Origin of the sequence: Aureliella helgolandensis (assembly GCF_007752135.1) — a bacterium.
Classification (GTDB): Bacteria; Planctomycetota; Planctomycetia; order Pirellulales; family Pirellulaceae; genus Aureliella; species Aureliella helgolandensis.
This window is the reverse complement of record NZ_CP036298.1, coordinates 3,005,241-3,029,207: the sequence shown is the minus strand read 5'-3', so window position 1 is coordinate 3,029,207 and position 23,967 is coordinate 3,005,241. Positions and strand designations below refer to the sequence as shown.

Genomic DNA, 23,967 nt, shown 5'->3' with positions numbered 1-23,967 from the left:
TCGCTTTCGATCAATCCTATTGCATCCCACCCGCTTCATCAGGGAAAAGCACATGCCAGCCCGCAGGCCCACTCGCCCCCGTCACACGCCCGCCGGTCACCCTGGCTGGATCGGAATCATGGTGGCCTTAGCACTCGGACTAGGAAACGCTGCAGCAGTCGCCCAAGAATTCGACGAGCGGTTTGAGGACTGGCCAATCAACCTCAAGATCCAGGGGAGCATCCTAGCAGCTGAGAAACTCGAGGATCTGCTATCCGTACGGCGCCAGCTTCAGCCACTCTTCCAATCTCACCCCCTAGGTATTCTCCAGCTCCAGCCCCCTCTTCCATCAGCGAACTCGAGTGCTGAGGCGACTCCCGTAGAGCCCAGCCTCGACCTCGCACTCTACAAAGGTCTCTCGGAGGACCTCGTCGCCGTCCCACTGACGACCGCTACAACGCCGGCTCAAGACGTGGTCATTCAAGATTTCGATATTCTAGTGTGGCACACACTTCCCAACACACCCTTTCCAACTCCACCACGCAGGGATTCCATCGGTAAATTCCTAAAGAGTTGTGTCGACTCCGGCAAAGTCGTCATCCTGCTGGGGCCTGCCGCAGAGTGGGCCGGTGCGATCTTCCAACCTGATTTAGACTCCTCCCAACCACTCCACAAGGGCTGGGACCTCCTGCCAGATGTGTGGCTCAAGACCGGTTACGATGGCGCAACCATGCAACCTCAGGTGCAACTGCGACTCAGCACCCAACCGCGTCGCGTGGGCATTGGGCTGACTTCCGGTAGCCTGTTAATTTTGTCCGGTCGGAAACTGCAGGTCATGGGCGAGGGAACGGCGACGTTGCTTTTACCCGCTGGTGGGCAACTGCCGACCAAAGCATTTTCACTTCGCGCCCATCGCACGCGAGAACAAGCTCCCACGAAACACCTGGCGGATTTAACACAGTGGCGGCGTGAATCGATTGAACGCACTCTCGCCCCCTTCCCACCCCAACGACCACGGGAACCTCGCGTACCTCATGGATGTTTAATGATCGTTGGAGGGGGTGGCATGCCCAAGGGACTCATGGAGGAGTTTGTCACGGCCGCTGGCGGCGTCGAGCGGGCAAAACTGGTCTACATCCCGTGCGAGGAACGCGACGTGATCAGGGGGACTCCCGCAACAGTCCGAGAGTGGGAGGAAATGGGCGTTCAGCGGGCAACATTCCTGCATACCAAGGATCGGCAAGTCTCCAACGAGAGTGCCGAATTCTACGCACCACTGCAACAGGCCACCGGCATCTGGTTCGGTGGCGGACGTCAATGGAATTTTTCCGATTCCTATTACGGCACCCGCACGCACGCCCTGATGAAACAAGTCTTAAGAAAGGGGGGAGTCATTGGCGGTTCCTCCGCCGGAGCATCCATCCAGGCGCGCTACCTAGCCCGAGCCACCCCAATTGAAAACTTCGACATCATGGCACCGGGATACGAACGTGGGGGATTGGGTTTCATCAGCGGTGTGGCCATCGACCAACACTTTTCACAACGCGCACGCCAGAAGGATATGGCAGAACTGAAACACCAGTATCCGCAGCTCTTGGGAATCGGCATCGACGAAGCCACCGCGATTATCGTTCGAGAATCAACGGCAAAAATTGTGGGACAGGGCAACGTCTACTTCTACGATGCCCAGCATTCAAGCGACACAGCCCCCCCTCAATATTCCTTGGGGGAGGCTGGGCAAAGTTACGATTTGGCAAATCGCCGAATCATAGAATCGTCAGACAACTGATCGCACGGTCTAAGGTTTACGTGCCCTGTACGCTTACCTGTCCAAAGTGCGTTTGAGCCAATCCTCGCACAGCAGAGGCCATTGAGCCGCACCTGGGAAATCGTTCGCCAGTCCAATTCCATGGCGTCCGTATGGAAAAACATGCAATTCCGACGGAACTTTGGCGGCTACCAGAGCGGAATAGAACTGAATTCCATTCTCTACGGGCACCGCCGAATCTTCGGCAGTATGCCACACAAAACAGGGAGGCGTATCCGCGGTAACCTGCTTCTCATTGGACAGTTCCTCGATCATCTCTGGAGTTGGCTCGCTCCCCAATAGATTGCGTTGACTTCCCTGGTGGGTGAACGTTTCTCCCAAGGCAACGACCGCATAGCAGACCACTCCAAAATCGGGCCGACAACTCTGTTGATCAACCTCATCGTGAGGCTGCTTCATCCCTCGGTCAAAGTGCGTGAGCACGGTGGTCGTCAGGTGACCACCAGCAGAAAAGCCCAGCACTCCGACTTGCTCTGGATTGATGTTCCACTCGGCCGCATGCTGGCGCGTTAACCGAATCGCACGCTGTGCATCGAGCATGGGAGCGGGATGCCCATAGCCGCGACCACGATGTCGATACGAGACAATGATTCCGGCCATCCCCATTCGATTTGCCCAGGCTGCGATCTGATGCCCTTCATGATCCATGGCCAAGCCCCCGTAGCCGCCACCTGGATAAATGACAATCGCAGGGGTAGGACCTTTAGCCGTCTCGGGCAAATAGACAATCGCCGTTGGAATATCCTTCTCTTCACTCCCCAAAGCGCCAGGCGCATCGGTCTCCCAAAGTCGAATGGTCTGGGGCTCCGCGGCTTGGGCAATTCCACAAGTAAAAAAGGCGAGGAAGAAGGGTAAAGCGTAGTTTCGAAACATGCTCAGCTCTCGATTGGATGGGGAAACAGGTGGGATAGGAATTCGGTTGGAGGAAGCCGCTAGACGAGTTGCTCTAGACTGGTACTCGACATGCAAGCCTCACTGGCGAGCAGCCCGCAAGTGCTCGCGGGCTGATTGTAACACGTCGCGCAATACGAATAACCGCTGCGCAGTTTGCCCGTTGGGATTCAGTGCCGCATGGGTTGTTCCCTGCTGGTAACATTCCAGCAACACCCGGGTTAGCTCGGTTGAGCTCGGTTGGACGAGGCGGGCTGGGCCCGTGCAGAACAATTCGGCATAGTTGGCAGCCAACCCTTCCTCAGTGAACAAGGCCAGCGCAGGCTGGTCGGCAGTCTCCAACCGCCACTGCGCAACGCTCGCTGCCTCTCCCTCCCCTTGCACAATCAACCAAGGTTGAACTTCGCTCGCATTCGCTAGCGTAGGCGCGGAGTCGTTGGGGACAATTGGAAGATCTATCATTGCGTCGACTCGCTTTCTCCCAGGCCACCACCGCCCGGTGTTTCTAAGATTAATTGATCTCCCGCAATGACGGCCATCCGGCAATTGGCGGGCAGTTCGATCGTTGTACCGGAAGCTTGCACCAAGCGATTGCGTCCTAATGCACCTGGCTTGCCACCCGCCAAACCAAACGGAGGTGGACCGGTCCGACGTGACGTTAGAAGCGAGAGTTCGACGGGTTCCAAGAACTCGATCGCTCTTCGAACTCCGTTGCCTCCCTGCCACCGTCCCGCTCCTCCACTCCCCACCCGCAAGCAAAACTCACGCAACCGCACAGGATATTGGGATTCGAGAATCTCCGGATCGGTCAACCGCGTGTTGGTCATGTGAGTGTGCACCCCACTCGCCCCGTCAGCACCACGAGTGGCCCCGGCTCCACCACACAACGTTTCGTAGAATCCGAAATGCGCATTTCCGAACAGCAGGTTGTTCATTGTACCCTGTGACGCGGCAGCTGCACCCAGGGCCCCCAGCAAGACATCCACCACGCGTTGGGAGGTCTCGACATTGCCCGCTGCCACGGCGGGACTGTCGACGTGATTCTCAGCAAGCGGAGGATTCAAAACACTGATTGGAATGCGCAAATCAACGCACCGCATTACCCCTTCATTGAGAGGCAGATCGTCGGCGATCAAACAGCGCAAGACATAGAGTACCGCTGCAGATACGATCGACGGATTCGCATTGAAATTCTGAGAGCTCACCCCACCGGTGCCAGCAAAATCGATCCGCATGTTCCCCCGACCTGGGAACACAATGTTTACGCAGATAGGAGTGCCATCTTCCAGAGCGTCTGAAAAGCGGTAGCTCAACGATCTCGGTTGATGAAGCTCGTATCGCTCGCGTATGAAATTTCGCACACGAGATTCAGCCGCGTCGAGCAGATAGTCGGAGTATTGAGTTAGTTTCCGCCAGCTCGTGGCTGCCGCATACTCGCTTAGCAGCTGAACACCTCGCGCGTTGGCGGCCTGTTGTGCAGCAATATCGGCCAAATTCTCGCGAATATTGCGGGGCGGAAACGGGGCATCCGCCATCAACTGGGCAAGACGCGCATGCTGTTGGTTCCCTGCGGCCAGCAAGCGGAAAGGTGGGATCACGACTCCCTCCTCCCCTAATCGCGTTGCCTCGATGGACATTGAGCCTGGAGAGATACCGCCAATATCGGCATGATGCGCGCGGTTCGCAACCCAAAACAGCGGTCGCGAACCCGGTGGCCGAGCGAATACCGGAGTTACCACCGTCAAGTCTGGCAGGTGGGAACCACCCCGGTAGGGATCGTTCGAAATGAAACTATCCCCAGGTTCTACCATCGGAAAGTCTTCCATCACGGCTCGAACCGTCAGCCCCATGGCCCCCAGATGCACCGGCACATGGGGCGCATTGGCCAACAGATGTCCGCGAGCATCAAACACAGCGCAACTGAAATCTCGCCGCTGCTTTACATTCACGCTGCGCGCCGTTTGCTGCAAGACTTGGCCCATCTGTGTTGCGATGGCAGTTAGCCGCTGTGCAAAGCAATCCCGGAAGACGGGATCCATGGCATGGGCATTCTCTGCCGCCGCATTCTCGAGTGATGCAGTGGAGGTATGCGCTTCCTCTCGCTCCAACCAAAGCGTCCCATCGGACAGCACTTCAGCCCACCACCCAGCCTCGATAAAGAGAGTTGATCCCTGGTTGGCTACGATTTTTGGCCCCTGCAATCGCCCACCTGGATTCAGGCTGGCACGAGGGACGAATGATTCTCCTGTCTCTTCCCACGCAGATAGAGCGCAAGCGTCTACAGGGCGCATGGCTGGCAAACGATTCGGAGCTGGCTGGGAACATTCGACGCGCACGGCCACCAATTCAATCGCACTGTCCGGCTGAGAATATCCATAGCGATGGTGATGCAGTTGATCGAATCGCTGCTTGGCCTGACTGCGTGCTTCCCAAGGGAGCGTAAGCGTTACGTCAGTTCCCACGTAGCGAAACTCTAACCAGTAGGTTGCCACAACTTGGCTTCCCATCCCCACCGAGTCATTTTCTTCCATGGCATTCCCGACCGAGGAGCTACCGCTGGTAGGGCGGCCAGTGGCATCCGCATTCGGGTCGAAAGCCAAATTGGCGACGTTGGTGGAACTCGGCTCGAATTGTTGCCGCAATTCTCGTGTTGTGGTTCCAAGGGCCGTTTCAATTTCGCTCCAGTTGCATTCGATGAGCGGCTTGTAGACGCTAAGCACGGCATCCGCGCGACGAGCAGCCAATCCCATTCCCAACGCGCTTAGCAAGCCTCCGTCCTGAGAGTCCACGATGCTCTGCACTCCCAGGATATCTGCAATTTCACAAATATGTTGCCCTGCGGCGCCGCCAAACCCCATGAGTGTATGTTCTCGAGGATCGACGCCTTGAGCGATCGAGACGGTGCGCACGGCGCCAGCCATTTGCTCGTTGGCGATGCAGCGGAACCCCTGTGCGAGCTCCTGCGATGAGAACGCCCCCAACACCTGCTTCGTTTCGAGCCGCAAGGCATCGAGGCGATCTGCGATAGCCGCAATGTCCAGTGGTAAAGGAAATTGCTCGACTGGAACTCTTCCCAGAAAGACGTTGAGATCGGTGACCGTCAACGGGCCACCACGTCCGTAGCAGGCAGGCCCGGGTGAAGCGCCCGCACTGTGGGGCCCGACTCGCAACGAGACCCCATCGAACCAACACACCGATCCGCCACCCGCAGCAACCGTTTCAATCGGGAGCGTCGGAGTCAAAATGCGCACTCCCGCCTTCGTCGATTCGTACTGCAGCAATGGTTCCCCGCCAACGCGACACACATCGGTGCTCGTTCCTCCCATGTCGAGACCGATCAGCGGGCGGCCCTGCGCAGTTTTGGTGTCCTCGTTGGTCGCTTCAGCTGGCTTCTCAATGAAGCGACTTGATTCTGGGGGTTGAAGTGCGTGGGAGATGGCAGACAGCGCCGCCACGCCCCCGGCGGGCCCCGACAAAATCGAATCTTTGCCCGAGTACTGTTGCCAGGGGACCAAGCCGCCAGCACTCGTCATAACCTGCAAATCGTCGGCTTCCATTCCGCCGAATTGCTCGACGATTCGATGCAAGTACCCCCGCACAATCGGACTGAGATAAGCATCCACGACGGTGGTTTGCGCGCGGGCAACGATTTCAATTAGCGGAACCAACAGGCTGGAAACACTGACATGCTCAAAACTAAACTGCCGCGCTAGGTCGCGAAGTTGAAGCTCATGCACCGGATTGGCGTAGCTGTGCATTAGGCAAATGGCTAAGGAGGTGCAACCGGCGTCGCGCAGTTTCTGTAGCTGTTTAGCCGACTGCGTGAGGTCCAGTGGCTGAAGTACCTGGCCCTTGGCGTCAAGACGCTCCGAAATGCCTGCCGACAGCAAACTCAACGGCTCAGGTTTAACGATCGACAACGCGAAAAGTTCTGGACGCGTTTGGTCCCCAATTTTCAACAGATCCTCGAAGGGTGAGGTAACCGCCAAACCAGTCCGAGCCCCCTGTCGAGTCAGCAGTGCATTGGTACCACGCGTCGTCCCCATGCGCACGGCGAGTGGTGGTAGACGCTGTGTGAGCGGAACGCCAAGCAGTCGTCTTACTCCTAGAATCGGGGCTTCCAGTTCGGTGACAATTTCCAGACGCACTGCCGGGCCGAGTTGTGGCATCGGCGTGGCAACCGTTAATTCCGCACCTGAGGAGCCGGTGATCAAGTATTTCTGGAGGAGCCCACCGTGCGGATCGAGGAGCTGCAGGTGGGCGCCAACCCAAAAGTTCTCTCTATCGCCCTGCAACGTATGGGAACGCAAAGAACTGGGACTCGGTTGGGACTGCAGCGAGAGCGGAATGCGGCCAGAACTGAGCACTTTGCAACTTCGCAGTGGGTGGCCAGCCCGCTGGATAAAGCAATCGGTAAAGGTCCCTCCCACGTCGATCCAAGCTTCGATCTCGGGGCGGGTGGTCGAAGTCGAGTGGTAGGTTTTCTTGTTTGCAGCGGTCATCGTTGCGTGAATTATCGGTAGATGGCAAACGGAGTTCAGAAACCCGTTATCTTACCATCGTTGACGACTTCCCGGCCATGAGTCCCTGGAGTTTGCAATCCAGGCTAGCGTGGATCCAATGAACAGGTAAAACCAGGGAGCGTCGCGAATCCAGCTGCGGTAGAAAGGCCACAGAACGTTGAAGTGGGCTTCCCCCAAACTCCTACTAGGGCCGAGGGATTCGCCCGGCGATGCAGTTTATTTCTCGGAGAAGAGCTTCATGGGCACGTCGTTGGACACCAGTTCGTTTTGCGACGGTGCGTTTTGCGACGGTGCGGAAGCCAACTCTCGCGTGGCCTCCTGACAACACGGCAAACGATGTACAAGCCACTTCACGTCGATCACGAACAATTGCAGAAAATTTTGCAGGATGTGCTGGGGGAAGCCGTCAAGACTCTCAATGCGGCCCGGGAACGTCCCGCAGCGATTATTCCGCCCCCGCTCGACGTCGATTCGCTCCCTCCTCAGGGCATTGGAGCTCTGGGAGCGCTCGAGATCTTCCGCTCCAAATACGCAGACGGCATGAGCGGTTCGGCGGGCCCCCATTACTTTGGGCTGGTGACCGGTGGCGCCACCCCAGCGAGTCTTGCAGGTGATTGGCTCACCTCCATTTATGACCAGAATGCGACCGGCTCAAGTGACTCGCTGGCCCCTCAAATTGAATGGTCCGCAATCGTAATGTTGCGAGCATTGTTTGGCTTTTCCGATGCCCAAGCAGGAGTTTTTGTATCCGGCGCCACGATGGCAAACTTCGTTGGATTGGCAACCGCCCGGCAATGGGTCGGTCACCAGCTGGGAGTCGACGTTGCGCGAGCCGGGCTCGCGGGTCTGCCCCCCATCCGCGTGTTGAGCGGTACTCCGCATTCCAGCGTCTACAAAGCGATCGCGATGTTGGGACTCGGTCGCGAGCGTTTGGAACGGATCCCAACATTGCCTCAGCGAGAAGCGGTGGACACGACCGCGCTGCGTGCGCGTCTCGTGGAACTTGGAAAGGCTGGCGAAGCGTGTATCGTCGTAGGCAACTCGGGGACGGTCAACAGTGTCGATTACGATGACCTCAATGAACTGTCAGACCTCTGCAACGAGTTCGGGGCTTGGCTACATGCGGATGCAGCGTTCGGCGGCTTTGCCGCGTGCGTTCCTGAAAAACAAGCCTTGGTGGCTGGTATCGACCGTGCGGACTCGATCACCATCGATGCTCACAAATGGCTCAACGTACCCTACGATTCCGCCATGATCTTCACGCGACATCAGCAACTCCAACGTGAAGTCTTCCAAAATTCCGCCGCCTACCTTGATGCGGATCCAACACCGACCAATTTTGTGAACCTCACCCCCGAAAACTCACGTCGCCTACGCGCCTTGCCGGCCTGGTTCACGTTGATGGCCTATGGCCAAGCGGGATACCGTGAAATCGTCACCCGCAATTGCCAGATTGCTGCAGCATTCGGCGAATTGATCGAGTCTTCTGATCAGTTTCGCTTACTCGCTCCGGTGCGCATGAACGGAATCGTATTTACGCTGGCTGGCGAGCAGGTAACACACCATCGGATTCAAGAGTATCTGCAGTGGGTGCAAGCCGATGGAGCGCTGTACATGACATCGACCGAATACTTCGGTGCTCCCGCAATCCGCATTTCCGTGACCAACTGGCGCACGACTCAAGCAGACGTCGAGCGTGGCTGGAAAGGAATGCTGTCTGCAGTGGGCTCGAAATCAACCTAGGTCGAGGCTGATACGGTAGATTGCGGTTCGTCTCTCCGCGCAATAGCTCCCTGCTACTTGCTCAGCAAGCCTTGGGCCTCGAGCACGATGCGGCCCCACTGGACATCGATCACGCGTTGCTTGGCGTCACGGCGTCGCTTGAGTTCATGCCGCAAGGCTTGTGCAGACTGCTCAATCGCAGTGATCTCAAATTCTTGCCTAGCGAGTTGCGTATCGTACTCCTCAGACATGATCTCTTTGAGCGATTCCTCGGCGCCTTCCAATTTTGGGCCGGTCAATATTTTGGACTGGATTTGTTCGAGCACTTCAGCTCTCCAGGTCCTTTGCCGAAGCATATCGGCGACGAGGTTTAGTTCTTCGGAGGAGGGTTGCAGCGTCAGGGGCTTGCCACCAGCGTTAGTCAGTTTTTCTGCCAATTCGAGCGGCACGTACTGAGCTCTGGATTCCATCGCGGAACCCATCTCGACTTCTTCGCCACCGCCGAGCGCTACTTCGCTTGTTATCTCGAATCCGCTCATCATTCCCATCCCAGCACCACGACGCGATCTGTTCCTACGAGGCAACTTAACGCATACCTCGACTTGAGTTCGCCCCTTTGCTGATTGTCGATCGAATGAGAATACGTAGATCTGAATACTTTCGGGCGGCGGAGTTGCACTTTCATTTGTCATGCCGGCACCCATTCCTCCCTCAGCGCCCATCATCCCTCCGTAACCACCACCGCCGTAACCACCTTCCATGCCATAGCCCCCCCCCATCATTCCGGCCATTTGAGGAGTCATGTCTTGAGGTGCGAAACTACCTATTTGGTATCGGTACCGATTCACTTTCATTGCCTTAAGTGCTTTGAGCTGTGTACCAGTCTTGCCGTCGGTCTCTGCCTTAGTCACCAATAAGATATTGAGCGGAAAGGATGGGGCTCCCCCCATCATGTCACCGCCATAAGATCCATACCCTTCTCCTCCCTCCATAGCGCCATAACCGCCGCCGAGCTCCATCCCTCCATAGCCTCCATCGCCATATCCACCTTCACCTCCGTATCCACCTCCTCCGTATCCACCTCCTCCAAAACCGCCTCCTTCTTCCATCGCCTCGCCGGCGGGTAAATCGTCGGCGGCTTGCTGGGCGCTCTCGCCTGAATTCGAATCTTCTTCGACCCCGGCAGATGCGTCCTGCCCGTGGCTGAACGGCACTGCGGCTGAGGGAAAACTCATGCACGTTGCCAAACAAATTGATTTCAAGCAGAGTGATTGGCGGGACAAGATCGATCGTAGACGGAATAGATTGGACATCGCGAGTCTCCAGAAGCTAAATGAGGTTGAGAAGAGTTGTTGAATGAGAAAGAGGGAAACTAGTGCTGCTACTCCTGACGCATCTCGAGCCGCAAGCGCCCGACGGCTTGCTGCAAGGCTGCCATATCGGTTTCGAATCTAGGCACCGCGTTCCAGTTTTCGCTGGTACTTCCCGGAGCCCCAGCTGACGAGTAGCGTTGGACAAGCCGGCTGGTCTGCTCCTTGATCTTTGCAATAGAAGTGTCCAATTCTTGCAGAACTTGGAAATTGGTTTTTGATGTGGCGTTTCGATTGAGATCATTCAGTGATCCCGCATAGTCGGCACCTTGCTCATGGTCGCTGTTGCCGAACCATGCTGGATTGTGTGGCGCATCGGTGGAGTACCAACTGGATGTGCTACCTCCGCCCGGAATCCAACGGGCCAGAGTGCTCCAGCTCGCGAATCCAAGTACAGCAACGAGACTCAATGCTCCCACCAACCATGGGAGGCGACGCTTTCGACGATGACTGAGATGCAAGGACGAACGACTCAACTGGAGCAAGCGCTCTCGCAATTCCTCCGCACCGGCAAAACGACGTTTGGGTTCTTTGTTTAGTAGTCGATCGACCAATCTCGCTACTTCCGCGGGAACATCATCGCGGTACTGAGCAATAGAGCGATGAGGCTCATTGCAGATGCGGTGCAGAATGGCCAGCGGCTCGGGAGCGCGAAAAGGTGGGTGCCCAGTTAGCATCACGTACATCAGGGCTCCCAGAGAAAACAGATCACTTCGCCCATCGACGCTCTTGCCTCGCGCCTGCTCGGGCGACATGAAATCGGGAGTGCCGGCCAGGGCGCCCGTGTGGGTGAGCGTAGCTTCGTCGAGAGCTCGTACCAATCCAAAATCGGTGAGCAGGGCTCGAGAACCATCCGCTTCCAACAACACATTGCCTGGTTTTATATCGCGGTGCACCAATCCGTGTTGATGAGCGACAACAAGCGCATCGGTCAGCTGCGTCGCGATTTGCAGTACCTGCTGCCAGGAAAGCGAACCTCGTTCTTTCAGCCAAGCTTCCAAGGTCGGACCGGCGACGTATTGCATGACAATCGCCGGCAAAGCGGAATCGGTAATCACATCGTGAATCGCGACAATATGCGGATGGGCCAGCGACGCGCACGCTCTCGCTTCGCGAATGAAACGCTCGCGGGCGGCCCCCAACGGACGCAAATGACTGGCGATCAGCTTCACCGCCACCACCCGATGCAGTTCCGTATCTCGGCCGCGAAACACCAGCCCCATCCCCCCTCGTCCCACCAGTTGCTCCAACTCATAGCGACCAATTCGCCCCAACAGCTCTGGGTGACTGGGCGGATCAAGCAGGCTCTTCAATTGCGACAACTCGTGTTGGCCAAGCGGGTCGCGTTCATCGCTTTTGCCAGGCTCCGAGATCAGAGCGCACACCGACTGGGCCACCCGGGCTGCTGCGGGTTCTGCGGCAACGGACAGGTAGGTTTCAGCCGCAGACCACCACGCCTGGTCTCCCGCGATTTCGGACAATCTGTCACAACAGGCCGTGCAGGCACTCAAGTGCGCATCAACGCGTTGGTCGTAGGGAGCCAGGGGGAGCAACACATCGAGCAATTGTTCTTGGCTAAGGCAGTGCGCGGCGCGTGACTGCCGTGGATGATCGTTACTCATTGCTCTGGTCCTCGATCTAGAAATGCGCTCTCCCCCAACCCCAATTCGTCGAATTCACCGACGTCCGCCCCAGCTGCTTCGCCCCACTGCTCGGCGGTATCGAAGTCGGCATAGATTTTTTGAAGCTGTTCAACCTCATCGCGGAGCAGTCGCAGAACACGGCATCGCGCCACATACACGCTTCCGAGAGACATGCCGAGTTGCGTTCCTACCTGGGATGGCTCAAGGCGTTGGATGGCCGTCCGCTCGAAGGCCTGCCAAGTGTCGTTGGCCACCCGCCGCGCGACGCGTTTGGCGGCCACACGAAAGATGGCCGCTTGCAGATCCCCCAGCATCAACTCATCAGGTGCGTTGGCTTCCCCGGACACCAAGTGATCCAGCCAGCTGTCGGTGAGAGCTTGGGACACAGGACGCTTGCTACGCCCCGCCCAGAAGTCCGCGATCAGGTTGTGGGCAATGCGGCACAGCCAAGTCCGAAATTTGGCCCGCGACGCATCGGGCCGAAAACGCTCCACGGCACGCGCGACCCCAAATAAGATCTCTTGTGCCACATCCTCAGCGTCCGCAGCCTGCAGTCCCTTGCGGTGGGCGATGGCAAGCAGAGCTGGCGTGTAGATATCAGAGAACTCTTGCCAGGCCTGAACGTCGGTAGGTTCCGACAATCTGAGGATCAAGCTGACTCGCGTTTCCGGAAACTCTGCCATGGGAATTCCTCGCGAAGGTGACGGTGGACAGTAAGTTACTCCGTAGTTTAGGGATTTGCTTACAGTAGATTTTGGCAAATTTGCAAAAAAACATCCGGCCAAGAACCATTTTGGCGCACGAGCTCTGTCTAGAATGCAGTAATAGGCATCCACCCCTCAGGCGTGGCCTACCTGCCGTAGCACGCGCAAGCCACTCGATAGCTCGCGTCCGCCCAACAGGTACGCCGCCCTGCCTTTTCTAGGGTGGCTCCTTTTCTTATTCTTATCTCATCTCACTAATCGTAAACGGCGAGTTGCAGCATGTATAAGTTAGTGCTCAAGAACCACGTCGATGGTCTTTCAGCCTGCAGTTGGTTCTTCACCCCACCGGCGGTGGTTGGTCGCGAACCAGGCATTGCACTATGCATTGACCACGATTCCATCAGTCGCAAGCATTGCCAGTTGGCATTAAATGCCGAGGGAGCGCTGCTCATCAAAGACCTTGGATCAACCAACGGGACTTATGTCAACGACAGTCGTGTCCAGCAGGCAATTCTGATGCCCGGCCAAGTCATTCAGATTGGGGCTCTGTTGCTGGAAGTCGATTTTTCCAGTGCCGAAGATCAGCAGACGCGCGTAAAGCGACCAACGACCACGCGGCCTCAAGGGAGCGTTTACGCAACTCAGCCGATGGAGCCCTTCAAACCCGTCCCCTTGCGCGAAGAAAAATCCTGGTGGGCGAAATTGATGGGGCGGTAGTCGACGGCGAAACCAGCCGCAGTGAGCAAGTGCCAGTCAGCATCTACCGGGAGTCCAGCCCTAAGGGTTTGCCCAAGCCTCTCATTCTCGCGCGGGCTTCACCAGACGTGGAACTGCCCTGCAAGAACTCCCCTCCTGCCGACAAGTCTCCCATCGATACAGCGGAGAGGCGGTAGATGACCAATGAGTCGGCGTTGCGCGTTGCAACCAACAATCGCGGGACGCGGGCGGATTGCCACGGGTCGAATCAACCCGCGGCCGACAGAAGTCTGGGGGCGCTGTGGCTGTGGTGCGATTCGGCTTATGAATCTTGGGTGGGTTCGAAAACGCCCGTCATCCTCGCACGTGCCCCATAGAGATCCGGCCGATGCAGCGAGGTTGGCTGGCCGTTTGGCGGGCTGGGGATAGCCCAGGTAATGGAAGCGGTGTCCAATGGAAACGAAAAAAGCCAGCGATCACACTGGACCGCTGGCTTTTAGATTCTAGATTCTGACCAATTTAGTCAGAAGTCCGCTGCGAACTAACGGCAGCCACAACCGCTGGAGACAGCTGCTCCGCAGCCGCCACAACCAGCACTTGCACAACCAGCACTTGCACAACCAGCACTTCCGCCGCAAGCGCTAACAGCGCCGCCACAGCCGTTGCTGACAGGAACGGTTACTTCTTGAGCAACCATCACGCACTTCTGTACTTGGACTTCCTTTTGGACCTGAACAGGTACGCAAACGGTGTAGTCTTCGGTCTTCTCTTCGGTTACTTGGTTGTACACCGTAACTTGGTATTCTTGCTCTTCCGAAACTGGCTCGCAAACCGTGACGGTGTACTCACGAGTCTTGGTCGTTGGAACCATGGTCGTTACGTCGCGGGTACGCTCTTCGCTGGTGCAAGTGGTTTGATTCACTTTGCGAGTGCGAGTTTCTTGAACCATCTTGCAAACTTGTTGTTGACGAGTTCGCTCTTCTTGACGGCACTTGGTAACAGTGATGTCACGAGTACGAGTTTCTTGTACGCACTTGGTAACAGGTACTTGACGAGTACGAGTTTCTTGACGCATGCGAGTTACTGGTACTTGACGTACTTTCGTTTCTTGACGGCAACGTTGTACCGCAACTTCACGCGACTGAGTTTCGGTGGTGTAACGAGTTACGTTAACCGAACGAGTGCGAGTTTCAACGCGGCACTTGTTGACCGTGTAGGTGTAAGGCTGTTGAACGGTTTGGGTGGTGTAGGACGTGTAAGGAACTTGTTCCGTAACGACATTAGGAACCCAAACGCGACGGCAAACAGTCGTCATTGCAGGAGCACAACCGCCAGCAGCACCGCCACCACAGCTGTCACAGCCGCTGTTGCAGCTTCCGCAGCTGCTGCATCCGCCACAGCTACCACAAGTGCTAGCTCGGCAACCACCGCACAGACGGCCACCTAGACGACGTCCACCATGAGCATGTCCAGCCGAGTGGCTAGTGCCACAAGGAACTTGTACTTGCTCAGTTTGGTAGCTGCCCATATCGCGGGAAACAGTGCGGTAGGACGTAACAGGAATGCGTTGGCATACGTTACGAGTCGCGGTTACGGTTTCTTGGTAAGGAACACGTACTTGGTAGCTTTGCTCAACAGTTTCCGTATGAGGAACTTGAACGTTGTAGTTGCGCGTTACAGTTTCGGTGTAAGGCACGTTGACAACGTAGCTCTGCTCGATCATTTCGGTGTAAGGCACACAAACGGTGTACGACTGCTCAATCATTTCCGTAACCGGAACATTGACAGTGTATTCTTGTTGTTGCACTTCAGTGTAAGGAACCGAAACGGTATAAGGAACTTCGATGGTTTCCATCTTAGGAACGGAAACGGTGTACTCTTGGTCCACTTGCGTAGTAACAGGTACTTGAACGGTGTAGGTTTCTTGAGTTACCGAAGGAACCATCTCAGTGTATTCCTGAGTCTTGGTTTCTTGACGGGGAACCATCTTGGTGATGGTGCGTGTGCGGGTTTCAGTGCTTGGCACACTCTTGACAACGTTTACAGTGCGTTGACGGGTTTCTTGCTTCATTTCGGTAACGGTCACGGTTTGGGTCTCAGATACATACTGAGGAACCATGACGGTCTTCGTGGTGTAGCTAACGCCACATCCACAAGCGGATCCGTTGCCAGCCATACCAGCGGCACCATTGCCACCGCAGGACGAACAACCGGAAGTGGCGACAGTGCCACACGAGCTACAGCCACCACAGCTGTTGCATTGTGCTTGAAGGGAACTGGCAACGCACATAGCGGCTAGTCCCATCAAAGCGAAAAATGGGCGAAACTTCATGAGGATCTCCTCTCGAGGAACCAACTTGGCCGACGGGCTAGCCCGGCAAAACCTTGATACACCGTGTAAACAAGGTACGTAAATTGAGTTGCGTATGCTCCAGCCCTCTGTGGAAACCTAACCACAGAGGTTAGTCCCATGCTTCATTTATTGAAGCTAGCATTGCAATGTGCATTTCCCCCGCTGTTGGCGAGTTTGGGTGCACTTTGTCCTGAGAGTTTAGCTGATAGTGGACGTTACGCGAGCCATAGTTGCTATATTTTCCGTATTTTTTCGAAAGCGCCCAGTCGTCAAGGTCTACCACCCCAACTCGCTCAAAAACTCCTTCCCGAATAAACTCCGTTTAAGCAAAAGCAACTTGGAAATGGTTGATAAATCGAAGATTCCACTCCACGCATACGGCGCGAATATGGAAGACGGATCAAGCTGCCTACGGCAACCCCCTAAGGCGGACACTGCACCGTGAATCGAGCTCGCGGGAGGATATCACGCCGCACTGCAATTCGACGAGCCACCGCGATTGACCTTGCGTTGCATCGCACAAGTTTCTAGGGCATCTAGGGTTGGAATTCCGCTATGATTTTTCAGGACGTTGCTGTTTGAAATGCCGATCCGTATACTTATCTGGACTATTAAATTGAAATAGAAAAGATAGCTGATTGAGGCGCCCTCGAAGATTGCTTTAGCAGGGTGCTCAGACTGCCCAACGCAAGCCGAGCAGAACTGCAAGATAGTATCGTAGCAGCAGTGCTGCGACATAGTCAGTAGGGCTAGGGACGAACACTCTTTGTAAGTAGTAGCAGTCCGCGGTATCGAGTCTGTTCAGGTATTAATTTGGATCGCTTGGGAGCACTTGGCAGATGACGCCACAAAAGATTCTCCGAATAAGCCCAATCACGACTACCGGTGAGACTCCCGCCGCCGCTCCCGATCGGATCGAATTCCCCCCATCCCTTATGGTGGATGAGGTAAGCAATCCAGTAGAGGCGCTTTCCAAACTCTCCCGATATAACTACTCAGGGGTATTTCTCGATGGTGGGGAAGGTGCGAACGAAGATGGATTCGTGCGGCTTCTTCAGAGCGAGCGCATCTTGGATGGCATGCCCGATGGGGTGGCTCTCATCAATTCCGAGATGATTGTCACCTGGGCCAACAGCCGACTGCGCATGTGGTCGCCCCTGGAATCTCCCGGTGGCCATAACTTCTATGCGATCTTGGGAAATCCGCAGATCATGGGCCCCGATTTCTGCCCGTTCCATACGGCATTGGCAACTGGGATGAGCAGCAGCAGCACGTTGCAGACGGACGACAATCGGTATTACCAAGTCCACGTCGCACCGCTAACCGATGCGGCCACCGACAATGCAGCGTTAGTGGCCACGGTTAGCGACATTACAAGCGAAATCCTGCAACAACAAAAGCTAGCCGCAATTCACCAGGCTGGACTACAGCTCACGGACTTGAAGCCCGATGAGATCTTCGCCATGGATACCAGCGCGAGGATCGAATTGCTCAAGGACAACATTCGCTACTACACGGCCGATTTGCTGAATGTGGAAGTGATTGAGATCCGCCTTCTAGAGCAGTCGACCGGCAACCTCATGCCGCTGCTCAGCGTGGGCATCAACCAAGAGGCAGCCGATCGAAAATTGTATGCGCGGCCACAGGGCAATGGTGTCACCGGCTACGTAGCCTCCACGGGCAAGAGCTATCTCTGCGAAGATGCACGGCAAGATCCGCTCTACCTTCAAGCATTTGCGGGAGCCGCCAGTTCACTAACGGTGCCGCTCATCCTGCACGACACCATCATCGGTACAATCAATGTCGAGAGCAATGTTGTCTGTGCCTTCGATTCCACCGACTTGCAATTTCTCGAGATCTTCTCGCGCGACGTCGCTGTGGCTCTAAACACTCTTGAATTGTTGGTCGCGCAAAAGAACAACGCGGCTCAGCAGAGCTGTGAGGCCATTCACAGTGCAGTGGCGTTGCCAGTGGATCACATCCTCAATGACGCGGTGAGCGTTATTGAGAAGTACATCGGCCAAGACCCTGAAGTCGTCGACCGACTTCAACGAATCTTGCAGGAGGCACGCGACATTCGCAGGGTCATCCAGCAAATTGGCCAAAAAATGGCTCCCGCCGAAGCTTTACCCGCTGGCTGCACCGAACAATTGCACCACAAACTACGTGGTAAGCGGATCTTAGTGGTGGATTCCGACCTGCAGGTCTTGAACGACGCCCATATGCTCCTCGAACGCTTTGGCTGTATCGTCGAAGCGGCCCATTCAGGTGACGAAGCAGGTAGCATGTATCGCAACAGCCGGCTCGATGCTGCCTATGACGTGGTCATCTCAGCCGTCAATCTGCCAGATTACAGCGGATACCAACTCATGTTGCGATTGCTGCAGATTACCGAACGCGTTCCGATGGCACTGATGACCGGTTTCGGCTACGACCCCGGCCACTCGATCGTGAAAGCTCGGCAGGCTGGCTTGCATCCCAAAGCCTTGCTCTATAAGCCCTTCAAATTGGCACAGCTCTTGGGCGTTGTAGAGATCGTACTCGATGGTCCTCAGCCAACTCGGGATCCCCTCTAGTCGACTCTCAGGTTCATTGATGCCCTCTGCTTTTCCCTGGTTTACCCTGCTCGCTGCGTGCGTTGGCAATTGCGGCTTCTGGTTGTATTGCTTCAACCGAGTCAACGCGACGGGACTCCCCCGCAAGATGACGAAATCGCTCGAGAAGCTGGCGATTTTGGCTTGCTTTGCAATTCCCTTGAGCGTCATGACGGCGTACTGGCCCGCCTGCCAGACTTGGTTGTGGGATAGCGGCAGTTGGCTCCCGACAGGAGCCTGGCCAGTTAGCGGATGGATTCTGCTCAGCCTAGCTAGCCTAATTCTACAAACGCCGCGGTGGATTGGCACGCGGTGGGGCCTGCGGGCTCCCAGGCAGTTGCTGCAGTTGACCGCCCAGCCCTACAACGTGGCTCAAGAGATCGGCGGTTGCAGTACCGCCGATTCCCAGACCGGGTTGCTGGCCAGAATCCCTGGCAACCAGATAACACAGCTGGAAGTCAACCGAAAAGAACTGGAGCTTCCTCGCCCTTTGGCACTGGCTGACGGTATCAAGATTGGGCATCTCTCCGACCTGCACTTTACCGGTCAGTTGAAAATCGAACACTACCACTTTGTGATCGATCGCTTCCTTGAATTGGAGCCCGATTTGATCGCCATCACCGGCGACATTATCGACTACCAGAAATGCCTTCCTTGGCTAGCTCCAGTGCTGGGACGGCTGCGAGCCCCGCTAGGCTGCTACTTTATTTTCGGAAACCACGATTGCCGCCTCAAAGACGTAGACCAGCTTGCACATTTGCTGAAAGGCTTAGGACATCGCGACGCCGGAGAGCAGAGCCATTGCACACAGACCCCCTCAGGCCTCAACTTGCAAATCGTAGGGAACGAGCGGCCTTGGCTGAATCGCCTCGCGGAACCACCACCGTCTGCGTTGCCATGCACCTCCCCAGATATCACTCTGCGTCTAGGACTTAGCCATTCCCCCGACCAGATCGAATGGGCGCGCCGCCTAGAGCTCGATGTAATGCTGGCTGGACATACGCATGGTGGTCAGGTCCGCTTTCCGCTCCTGGGCCCCATCGTAGCCCCCAGCCATTACGGCAGTCGCTTTGCTTCCGGCGTTTTCTATATGCCCCCAACGCTCATGCACGTCTCACGCGGCGTGGCCGGGACCCATCCCATCCGCTGGAGATGCTTGCCAGAAGTTAGCCTGCTAACCCTCCGGTCACCGAAAACGAGCTAAGCCTCAGCTACCGTCTCAATGGGTGTTCGATCTCAATGGGTGTTCGATTCCATTGCCCCTCGATTGAGAATAGCATCCGCTGGCCCCTTCAGCCCCGTCACACCGGCATGGATCCGATGCAGCGAACGCAGATCGGAACGCCACAGCCGGTTGACTTCGGAGATGGCTTGCATCGCATCTGCAGTCAGTGGTGGCGTCAAGGCCACGGACGCGGGAGCCGGAGCTCGCGATGGGGAGGTGGGAAAAGATGCGTCGAGCCGTTGTTGCACGAGTTGAGTGAACTGGCGTACCGCCTCTTCGCTGCTTGCGTCGCGTTCGCTCCATCGATCCACGGAGCATTTTTGCGAAACGACACCTGCATGATGGGCAGGGTCGAACCGCACGACCCGCTTGCCGATGCCTGAGGAGATCGCCGGAGACGAGGCTGAAGTGGGTGCGTCCAACAGATCTACTGCAGGCACTCGGTAGCCACACAGTTTGGTGAACTTGTCGTGCAACAAATTTACAATCTCGATTTGTCGCAAATGCGATCCCGATTTACCGAAGACTCGTTGCAACTGAACTCCACGCAAGCGGAAGACTCGCTGCGTAAAACAACGCATGCGTTCTCCCTGCCCCGCTTGCTCGGGCAGGTTCCGAACTACGAGATCAATGGGCCCCGCGTCCGCCGACATCTGGGGTTGCGACGGGGCGGTCGCGGCTCCTGCGTGATCGACGGGGGACTTCACCAATTTGAACCACAGCCAGCGGTCTTTGGCGACTCGATAAACGAAATCGTCGAGCTCTGCCGATTGCTGGAAATGACGGTCCATCAAGTCGACTTCACCACTCGTTGCACGTAGGACGTGCAGTTCGATATTCGCTCCACCTTGGCCGTTGCTTGGTGAGCGGGCGCTCGCCTCAGCCCCAGCGTTTGTGAGCAACCAAGTTCGCAACAGGGCCGCCGGATTGTCCACCGGTACACTCAGCCGAACTGTGGTGCCGCGTTGGCCGCTAGCACGATCTTTCGTCATGCGGGCCAGCAGTGTCCCGCCCAGACTCCGCACCAGGGCCTTGGTGATGGTCAATCCCACTCCCAACTGCTGTGGACGTTTTGAGGCGAGTCCGGCAGGGATGGCAGTGTTGACTTCTTCGAGCAACTCACGACACATCCCCGCACCTTCGTCTTCGATCGAGAGTGCGAAATGGCGGGTGATGGAACCCTGCATGGCCGCACGAATGACAACGGTCCCACCACTCGGACTCGCCGCCACAGCATTGCTGACCAGATTCAGCGCCGCCCGCGACAACTGCTGGTCATCGACGTAGAGCCGCGCGAGCGAGCGTTCCCACCCAAGCCATTCAAGCTTGACTCCACGCTGTGCGGCAATACTTTCCAGGAGTTCGCCAATGGAGTTGCGCCATTGGTTTGGATAGAACCTCCGGCGGATGGTGCTGGCACGCTCCCTTGGCAAACGGTCGGGAGAGAGAATCGTCTCCGCCCAGTCATTGGCCAGCTGCAGCCGCGATTGCGCAATCTCCAGTAGTTCCACTTGCTGCTCGACCTGTGCAGGGGAGAGGCGATTTGCTGCAGATCGAAAGTGGTGCGTTACGGATGCCAAAATCTGCTGAGCTGAGCTGATGGGTGCCCGCAGATCGTGGGCGGCTTCTTGCACCATTGGCCCCCATTGGCCACTGCCTTCCAGCGCCGGCCCCACCCAAGTAGGCGCCCGAGAAACCTGGCTGTCCGGCGCTCGATGAACCAGCGGGAAGGTGTGGTCAGATATCGACCACACCCCTCGCTGTTTGAATTCGACAGGGCGTGCAGAAACATCGCTCTCTGGCCACCGCAAGTCGAGATTCTGCAACTCGCCCAATTGTCGATGCCAGCCAATTTCAGCCGTCCAGCTTTGGAGCAGTTTCGGTGCGCGCACTTGCCGATCAGCGGAATCGATTCGAAGGTGCGTGGGACAAGCGGTGCTGTAGCCAGAAAGGGCCACCGTCGATAATTCGCTGGTCGGCATGCACCAAGACTGCCAAATTCCAGCGTGGGGCGTACTTCGTGCGACCGCGTTTGTCACATAGACTGTTGAGACATATCTGTCCGATGTTTGCATAGCCATAGCGAATTCCCGATTCTCTCATTGAGTCAATTCCGTTGACATTGATAGCTATCGGTTAAGCTGTCATTGAGCACTCGGCAATATAGTAACAATAGATAAACCTGACTATTGTGGCGCACACAATCGGACGATTGTGGCGATTAAAGCAGCTGAACGAACGAAATTCTCTAGAACGGACGAAATATGGCAATTGCTTACTTAGATACGCTCAGCGGCATTGCCGGGGACATGACACTCGCTGCTTTAGTCGATGCTGGGGCAGACGCGAACTATATTGAGCGCCAAGTCCAGTCCTTGGGGTTGGAGAACGTACGGTTGCAGTTCTCGACAACGCGACGCCATGATTTTCGGGCATTGCGGTTGGATGTCCTGCATCCTGCCGAGCATGTGCACCGCCACTTGAGCGATATCGAGGCGATGCTGGAGCGGAGCCAGTTGACGGCTCGCGAACGCGGAATGGCCGGACGTATCTTCCGTCGCTTGGGAGCCGCTGAGGCGCATGTGCATGGCACCGATATCGAATCGGTACATTTTCATGAAGTGGGCGCCGTGGACTCCATCGTCGATATCGTAGGAGTCGCTGTTGCCCTGTGCAATTTGGAGATCCAGCGCATCGTCGCCTCGGCCACGCCAACGGGAACAGGGACCGTTAAAATAGCCCACGGTACGGTCAGCGTCCCCGCCCCAGCCACTGCAGAACTCCTCAAAGGCGTTCCCATTCGCGCCTGTGGCATCGAGGCAGAATTGACGACCCCCACCGGCGCAGCCATCTTGGCGACCCTGGTGGATCAGTTTGGTCCGTTGCCCAGCATGCAGATCAACAGGATCGGCTACGGTGCGGGGCATCGAGACATGCCCGAACAAGCTAATATTCTTCGCATTTTGATTGGCTCCCCACTCGACGAAGATCGAGATGATGTCGTAGTCCTCGAATGCAACATGGATGACATTACGGGTGAGCAACTGGGATTTGCCATTGAACAACTGTGGAAGAGCGGTGCGTTGGATGTCTTCACAACAGCGATTGGCATGAAAAAGAATCGCCCAGCGACGCTGCTATCCGTAATCGCCCGCCCCGAGCACCGAGGTCGACTGGAAGACTGCCTCTTCACCCACTGTGGCTCCCTGGGAATACGTCGCACCCGCATGTCACGCCGCAAACTGCATCGCGAGGTGTTGCGAGTGGATACGCGTTGGGGCGTCGCTCGCGTGAAGGTAGCTTGGCCAACGGACGGTCTCGGCCCCCAGAGCCCTCGAGTCTCCCCCGAATACGAGGATTGCCGGCAATTTGCAGAATCCCACCAGGAATCTTTGGAACATGTATTCCAAGTGGTTCTGGAGGCGGCGCAGCAGGCCGTAGAAGACCTTCAGCCTCTCCAGAACCTGCCCACGGGACCAGGCGATCGCCCCTTTGAATCAGACCGTCGCGGCCCACCTCCCCCTCCTCCTCCGCGCCCCAACGGATCTCACGATCACCATGATCACCATGATCACCATGATCACCACGATCACCACGATCACCACGATCACCATGATCACCATGATCACCACGATCACCACGATCACCACGATCACCACGATCACCACGATCACCACGATCACCACGATCACCACGACTCGGGCCATGATCATCATCGCTAAATCCAGTTGGGTTGCCGCTCGATTTGTCGGTAACCACGCCATGAAACGGAATGAACTTTAGCTGCGTGAATGGATAGCCGACCTCTGGGATACGGGAGCCTATAAGAGCTCCTCCCCTCCACCCACTGCAGAGCCAGACGCGTGTTTTCGCAAGAACAAATACAACAGCTGATGACCCTTGCCGGAATTGGCATCATCTGTTGGATTCTGCTCCGTGGCAAAATGCGGCGTCAAAAGGCGGCTAGATCGGGAGTCGCCCTCTCGAGCTTGGTGCACAACGGGAATGCCGTGGGTCAACCACATACATTCACCGGAACGCGCTCCCTGGGAGCGCCGCCGGAGATTCTGCAATGGCAGGTGGAATTGCACGACTTGGGGCGTGAGCTGAAAGGGGAGCTCGATTCAAAAATGCTCGCGGTGCGCTCCCTTTCGCAGACCTACGATCAGGCGGCGCGGCGGCTCAGCCAGTTGATTGAGCTGGCAGAGCAGGTGCAAATAGCTCCCGACAGCCCACTCGCCCAGGCCCGCCATCTGACCGCGCAGGGCTGGGACCACGAGAAGATCGCGGTGCATCTTGGTATCGCGTTGGCCGACATCGAGCTACTGTTGTCCACGCCCGCTCGCGACAGCGTGGCACGCCGCGACTCCCACTCAACCACCACTGCGTAAGTGCAGCACTTCGAAACGCAACCAAGGCGTTCAACAAATCGTTTCAGG

At 56.6% G+C, this 23,967-nt stretch carries 15 protein-coding genes; 7 read left to right on the top strand and 8 right to left on the bottom strand.

Annotated elements, in window-relative coordinates:
• Positions 1-52: 52 nt before the first annotated feature.
• Positions 53-1,768: a cyanophycinase gene (locus tag Q31a_RS10850; RefSeq protein WP_145077447.1), complete on the top strand. Its 1,716-nt coding sequence runs from the start codon at positions 53-55 to the stop codon at positions 1,766-1,768.
• Between the two features lie 33 nt (positions 1,769-1,801).
• Here the strand turns inward: Q31a_RS10850 and Q31a_RS10845 are convergent, their stop codons facing one another.
• The 3 genes from Q31a_RS10845 to Q31a_RS10835 form a co-directional block, all read right to left on the bottom strand.
• Positions 1,802-2,680 (bottom strand): alpha/beta hydrolase, encoded by an 879-nt coding sequence (locus tag Q31a_RS10845; RefSeq protein ID WP_145077444.1) that lies wholly within the window; start codon positions 2,678-2,680, stop codon positions 1,802-1,804.
• A 99-nt stretch (positions 2,681-2,779) separates the two neighbouring features.
• On the bottom strand, positions 2,780-3,160 hold the full coding sequence (locus tag Q31a_RS10840) for a hypothetical protein (RefSeq protein ID WP_145077442.1): 381 nt from the start codon (positions 3,158-3,160) through the stop codon (positions 2,780-2,782).
• The gene (locus Q31a_RS10835) at positions 3,157-7,200 is read right to left on the bottom strand and encodes a hydantoinase B/oxoprolinase family protein (RefSeq protein ID WP_145077440.1); all 4,044 of its coding nucleotides are present in this window, start codon (positions 7,198-7,200) and stop codon (positions 3,157-3,159) included. The genes Q31a_RS10840 and Q31a_RS10835 overlap by 4 nt, the downstream gene beginning before the upstream one ends.
• Before the next feature lie 357 nt (positions 7,201-7,557).
• Between Q31a_RS10835 and Q31a_RS10830 the strand changes: the two genes are divergently transcribed.
• Positions 7,558-8,964, top strand: a complete 1,407-nt coding sequence (locus Q31a_RS10830; RefSeq protein WP_145077438.1) for a pyridoxal phosphate-dependent decarboxylase family protein — start codon at positions 7,558-7,560, stop codon at positions 8,962-8,964.
• Positions 8,965-9,017: 53 nt separating this feature from the next.
• Here Q31a_RS10830 and Q31a_RS10825 read toward each other — a convergent pair whose 3' ends face one another.
• From Q31a_RS10825 to Q31a_RS10815, 3 genes are all read right to left on the bottom strand, one after another.
• The gene (locus Q31a_RS10825; RefSeq protein WP_145077436.1) at positions 9,018-10,178 is read right to left on the bottom strand and encodes a hypothetical protein; all 1,161 of its coding nucleotides are present in this window, start codon (positions 10,176-10,178) and stop codon (positions 9,018-9,020) included.
• A gap of 146 nt (positions 10,179-10,324) precedes the next feature.
• Positions 10,325-11,935 (bottom strand): serine/threonine-protein kinase, encoded by a 1,611-nt coding sequence (locus Q31a_RS10820; RefSeq protein ID WP_145077434.1) that lies wholly within the window; start codon positions 11,933-11,935, stop codon positions 10,325-10,327.
• Complete coding sequence (locus Q31a_RS10815; protein ID WP_145077432.1) at positions 11,932-12,639, bottom strand: RNA polymerase sigma factor; 708 nt, start codon at positions 12,637-12,639, stop codon at positions 11,932-11,934. Before Q31a_RS10815 ends, Q31a_RS10820 begins: the two co-directional genes overlap by 4 nt.
• Positions 12,640-12,939: 300 nt before the next feature.
• Here Q31a_RS10815 and Q31a_RS10810 point away from each other — a divergent pair, with 300 nt between their 5' ends.
• On the top strand, positions 12,940-13,377 hold the full coding sequence (locus Q31a_RS10810; protein ID WP_145077430.1) for an FHA domain-containing protein: 438 nt from the start codon (positions 12,940-12,942) through the stop codon (positions 13,375-13,377).
• 520 nt (positions 13,378-13,897) lie between these two features.
• Here Q31a_RS10810 and Q31a_RS10800 read toward each other — a convergent pair.
• Entirely contained in the window at positions 13,898-15,688 is a 1,791-nt protein-coding gene (locus tag Q31a_RS10800) for a hypothetical protein (RefSeq protein WP_145077426.1), read from the bottom strand.
• A gap of 860 nt (positions 15,689-16,548) precedes the next feature.
• Here Q31a_RS10800 and Q31a_RS10795 point away from each other — a divergent pair.
• Both Q31a_RS10795 and Q31a_RS10790 read left to right on the top strand, forming a co-directional pair.
• Positions 16,549-18,285: a hybrid sensor histidine kinase/response regulator gene (locus Q31a_RS10795; RefSeq protein WP_145077424.1), complete on the top strand. Its 1,737-nt coding sequence runs from the start codon at positions 16,549-16,551 to the stop codon at positions 18,283-18,285.
• Positions 18,286-18,304: 19 nt separating this feature from the next.
• Positions 18,305-19,507 carry a metallophosphoesterase gene (locus Q31a_RS10790; RefSeq protein WP_197356647.1) on the top strand — a complete coding sequence of 401 codons (1,203 nt, stop codon included), beginning with the start codon at positions 18,305-18,307 and terminating at the stop codon, positions 19,505-19,507.
• Positions 19,508-19,539: 32 nt separating this feature from the next.
• Here Q31a_RS10790 and Q31a_RS10785 read toward each other — a convergent pair whose 3' ends face one another.
• The gene (locus Q31a_RS10785) at positions 19,540-21,609 is read right to left on the bottom strand and encodes a sensor histidine kinase (RefSeq protein ID WP_145077420.1); all 2,070 of its coding nucleotides are present in this window, start codon (positions 21,607-21,609) and stop codon (positions 19,540-19,542) included.
• Positions 21,610-21,792: 183 nt separating this feature from the next.
• Between Q31a_RS10785 and larC the strand changes: the two genes are divergently transcribed.
• Positions 21,793-23,250: a nickel pincer cofactor biosynthesis protein LarC gene (gene larC / locus Q31a_RS10780; RefSeq protein ID WP_145077418.1), complete on the top strand. Its 1,458-nt coding sequence runs from the start codon at positions 21,793-21,795 to the stop codon at positions 23,248-23,250.
• Between the two features lie 141 nt (positions 23,251-23,391).
• Positions 23,392-23,919: a hypothetical protein gene (locus tag Q31a_RS10775; RefSeq protein ID WP_145077416.1), complete on the top strand. Its 528-nt coding sequence runs from the start codon at positions 23,392-23,394 to the stop codon at positions 23,917-23,919.
• The last annotated feature ends 48 nt before the right edge of the window (positions 23,920-23,967 follow it).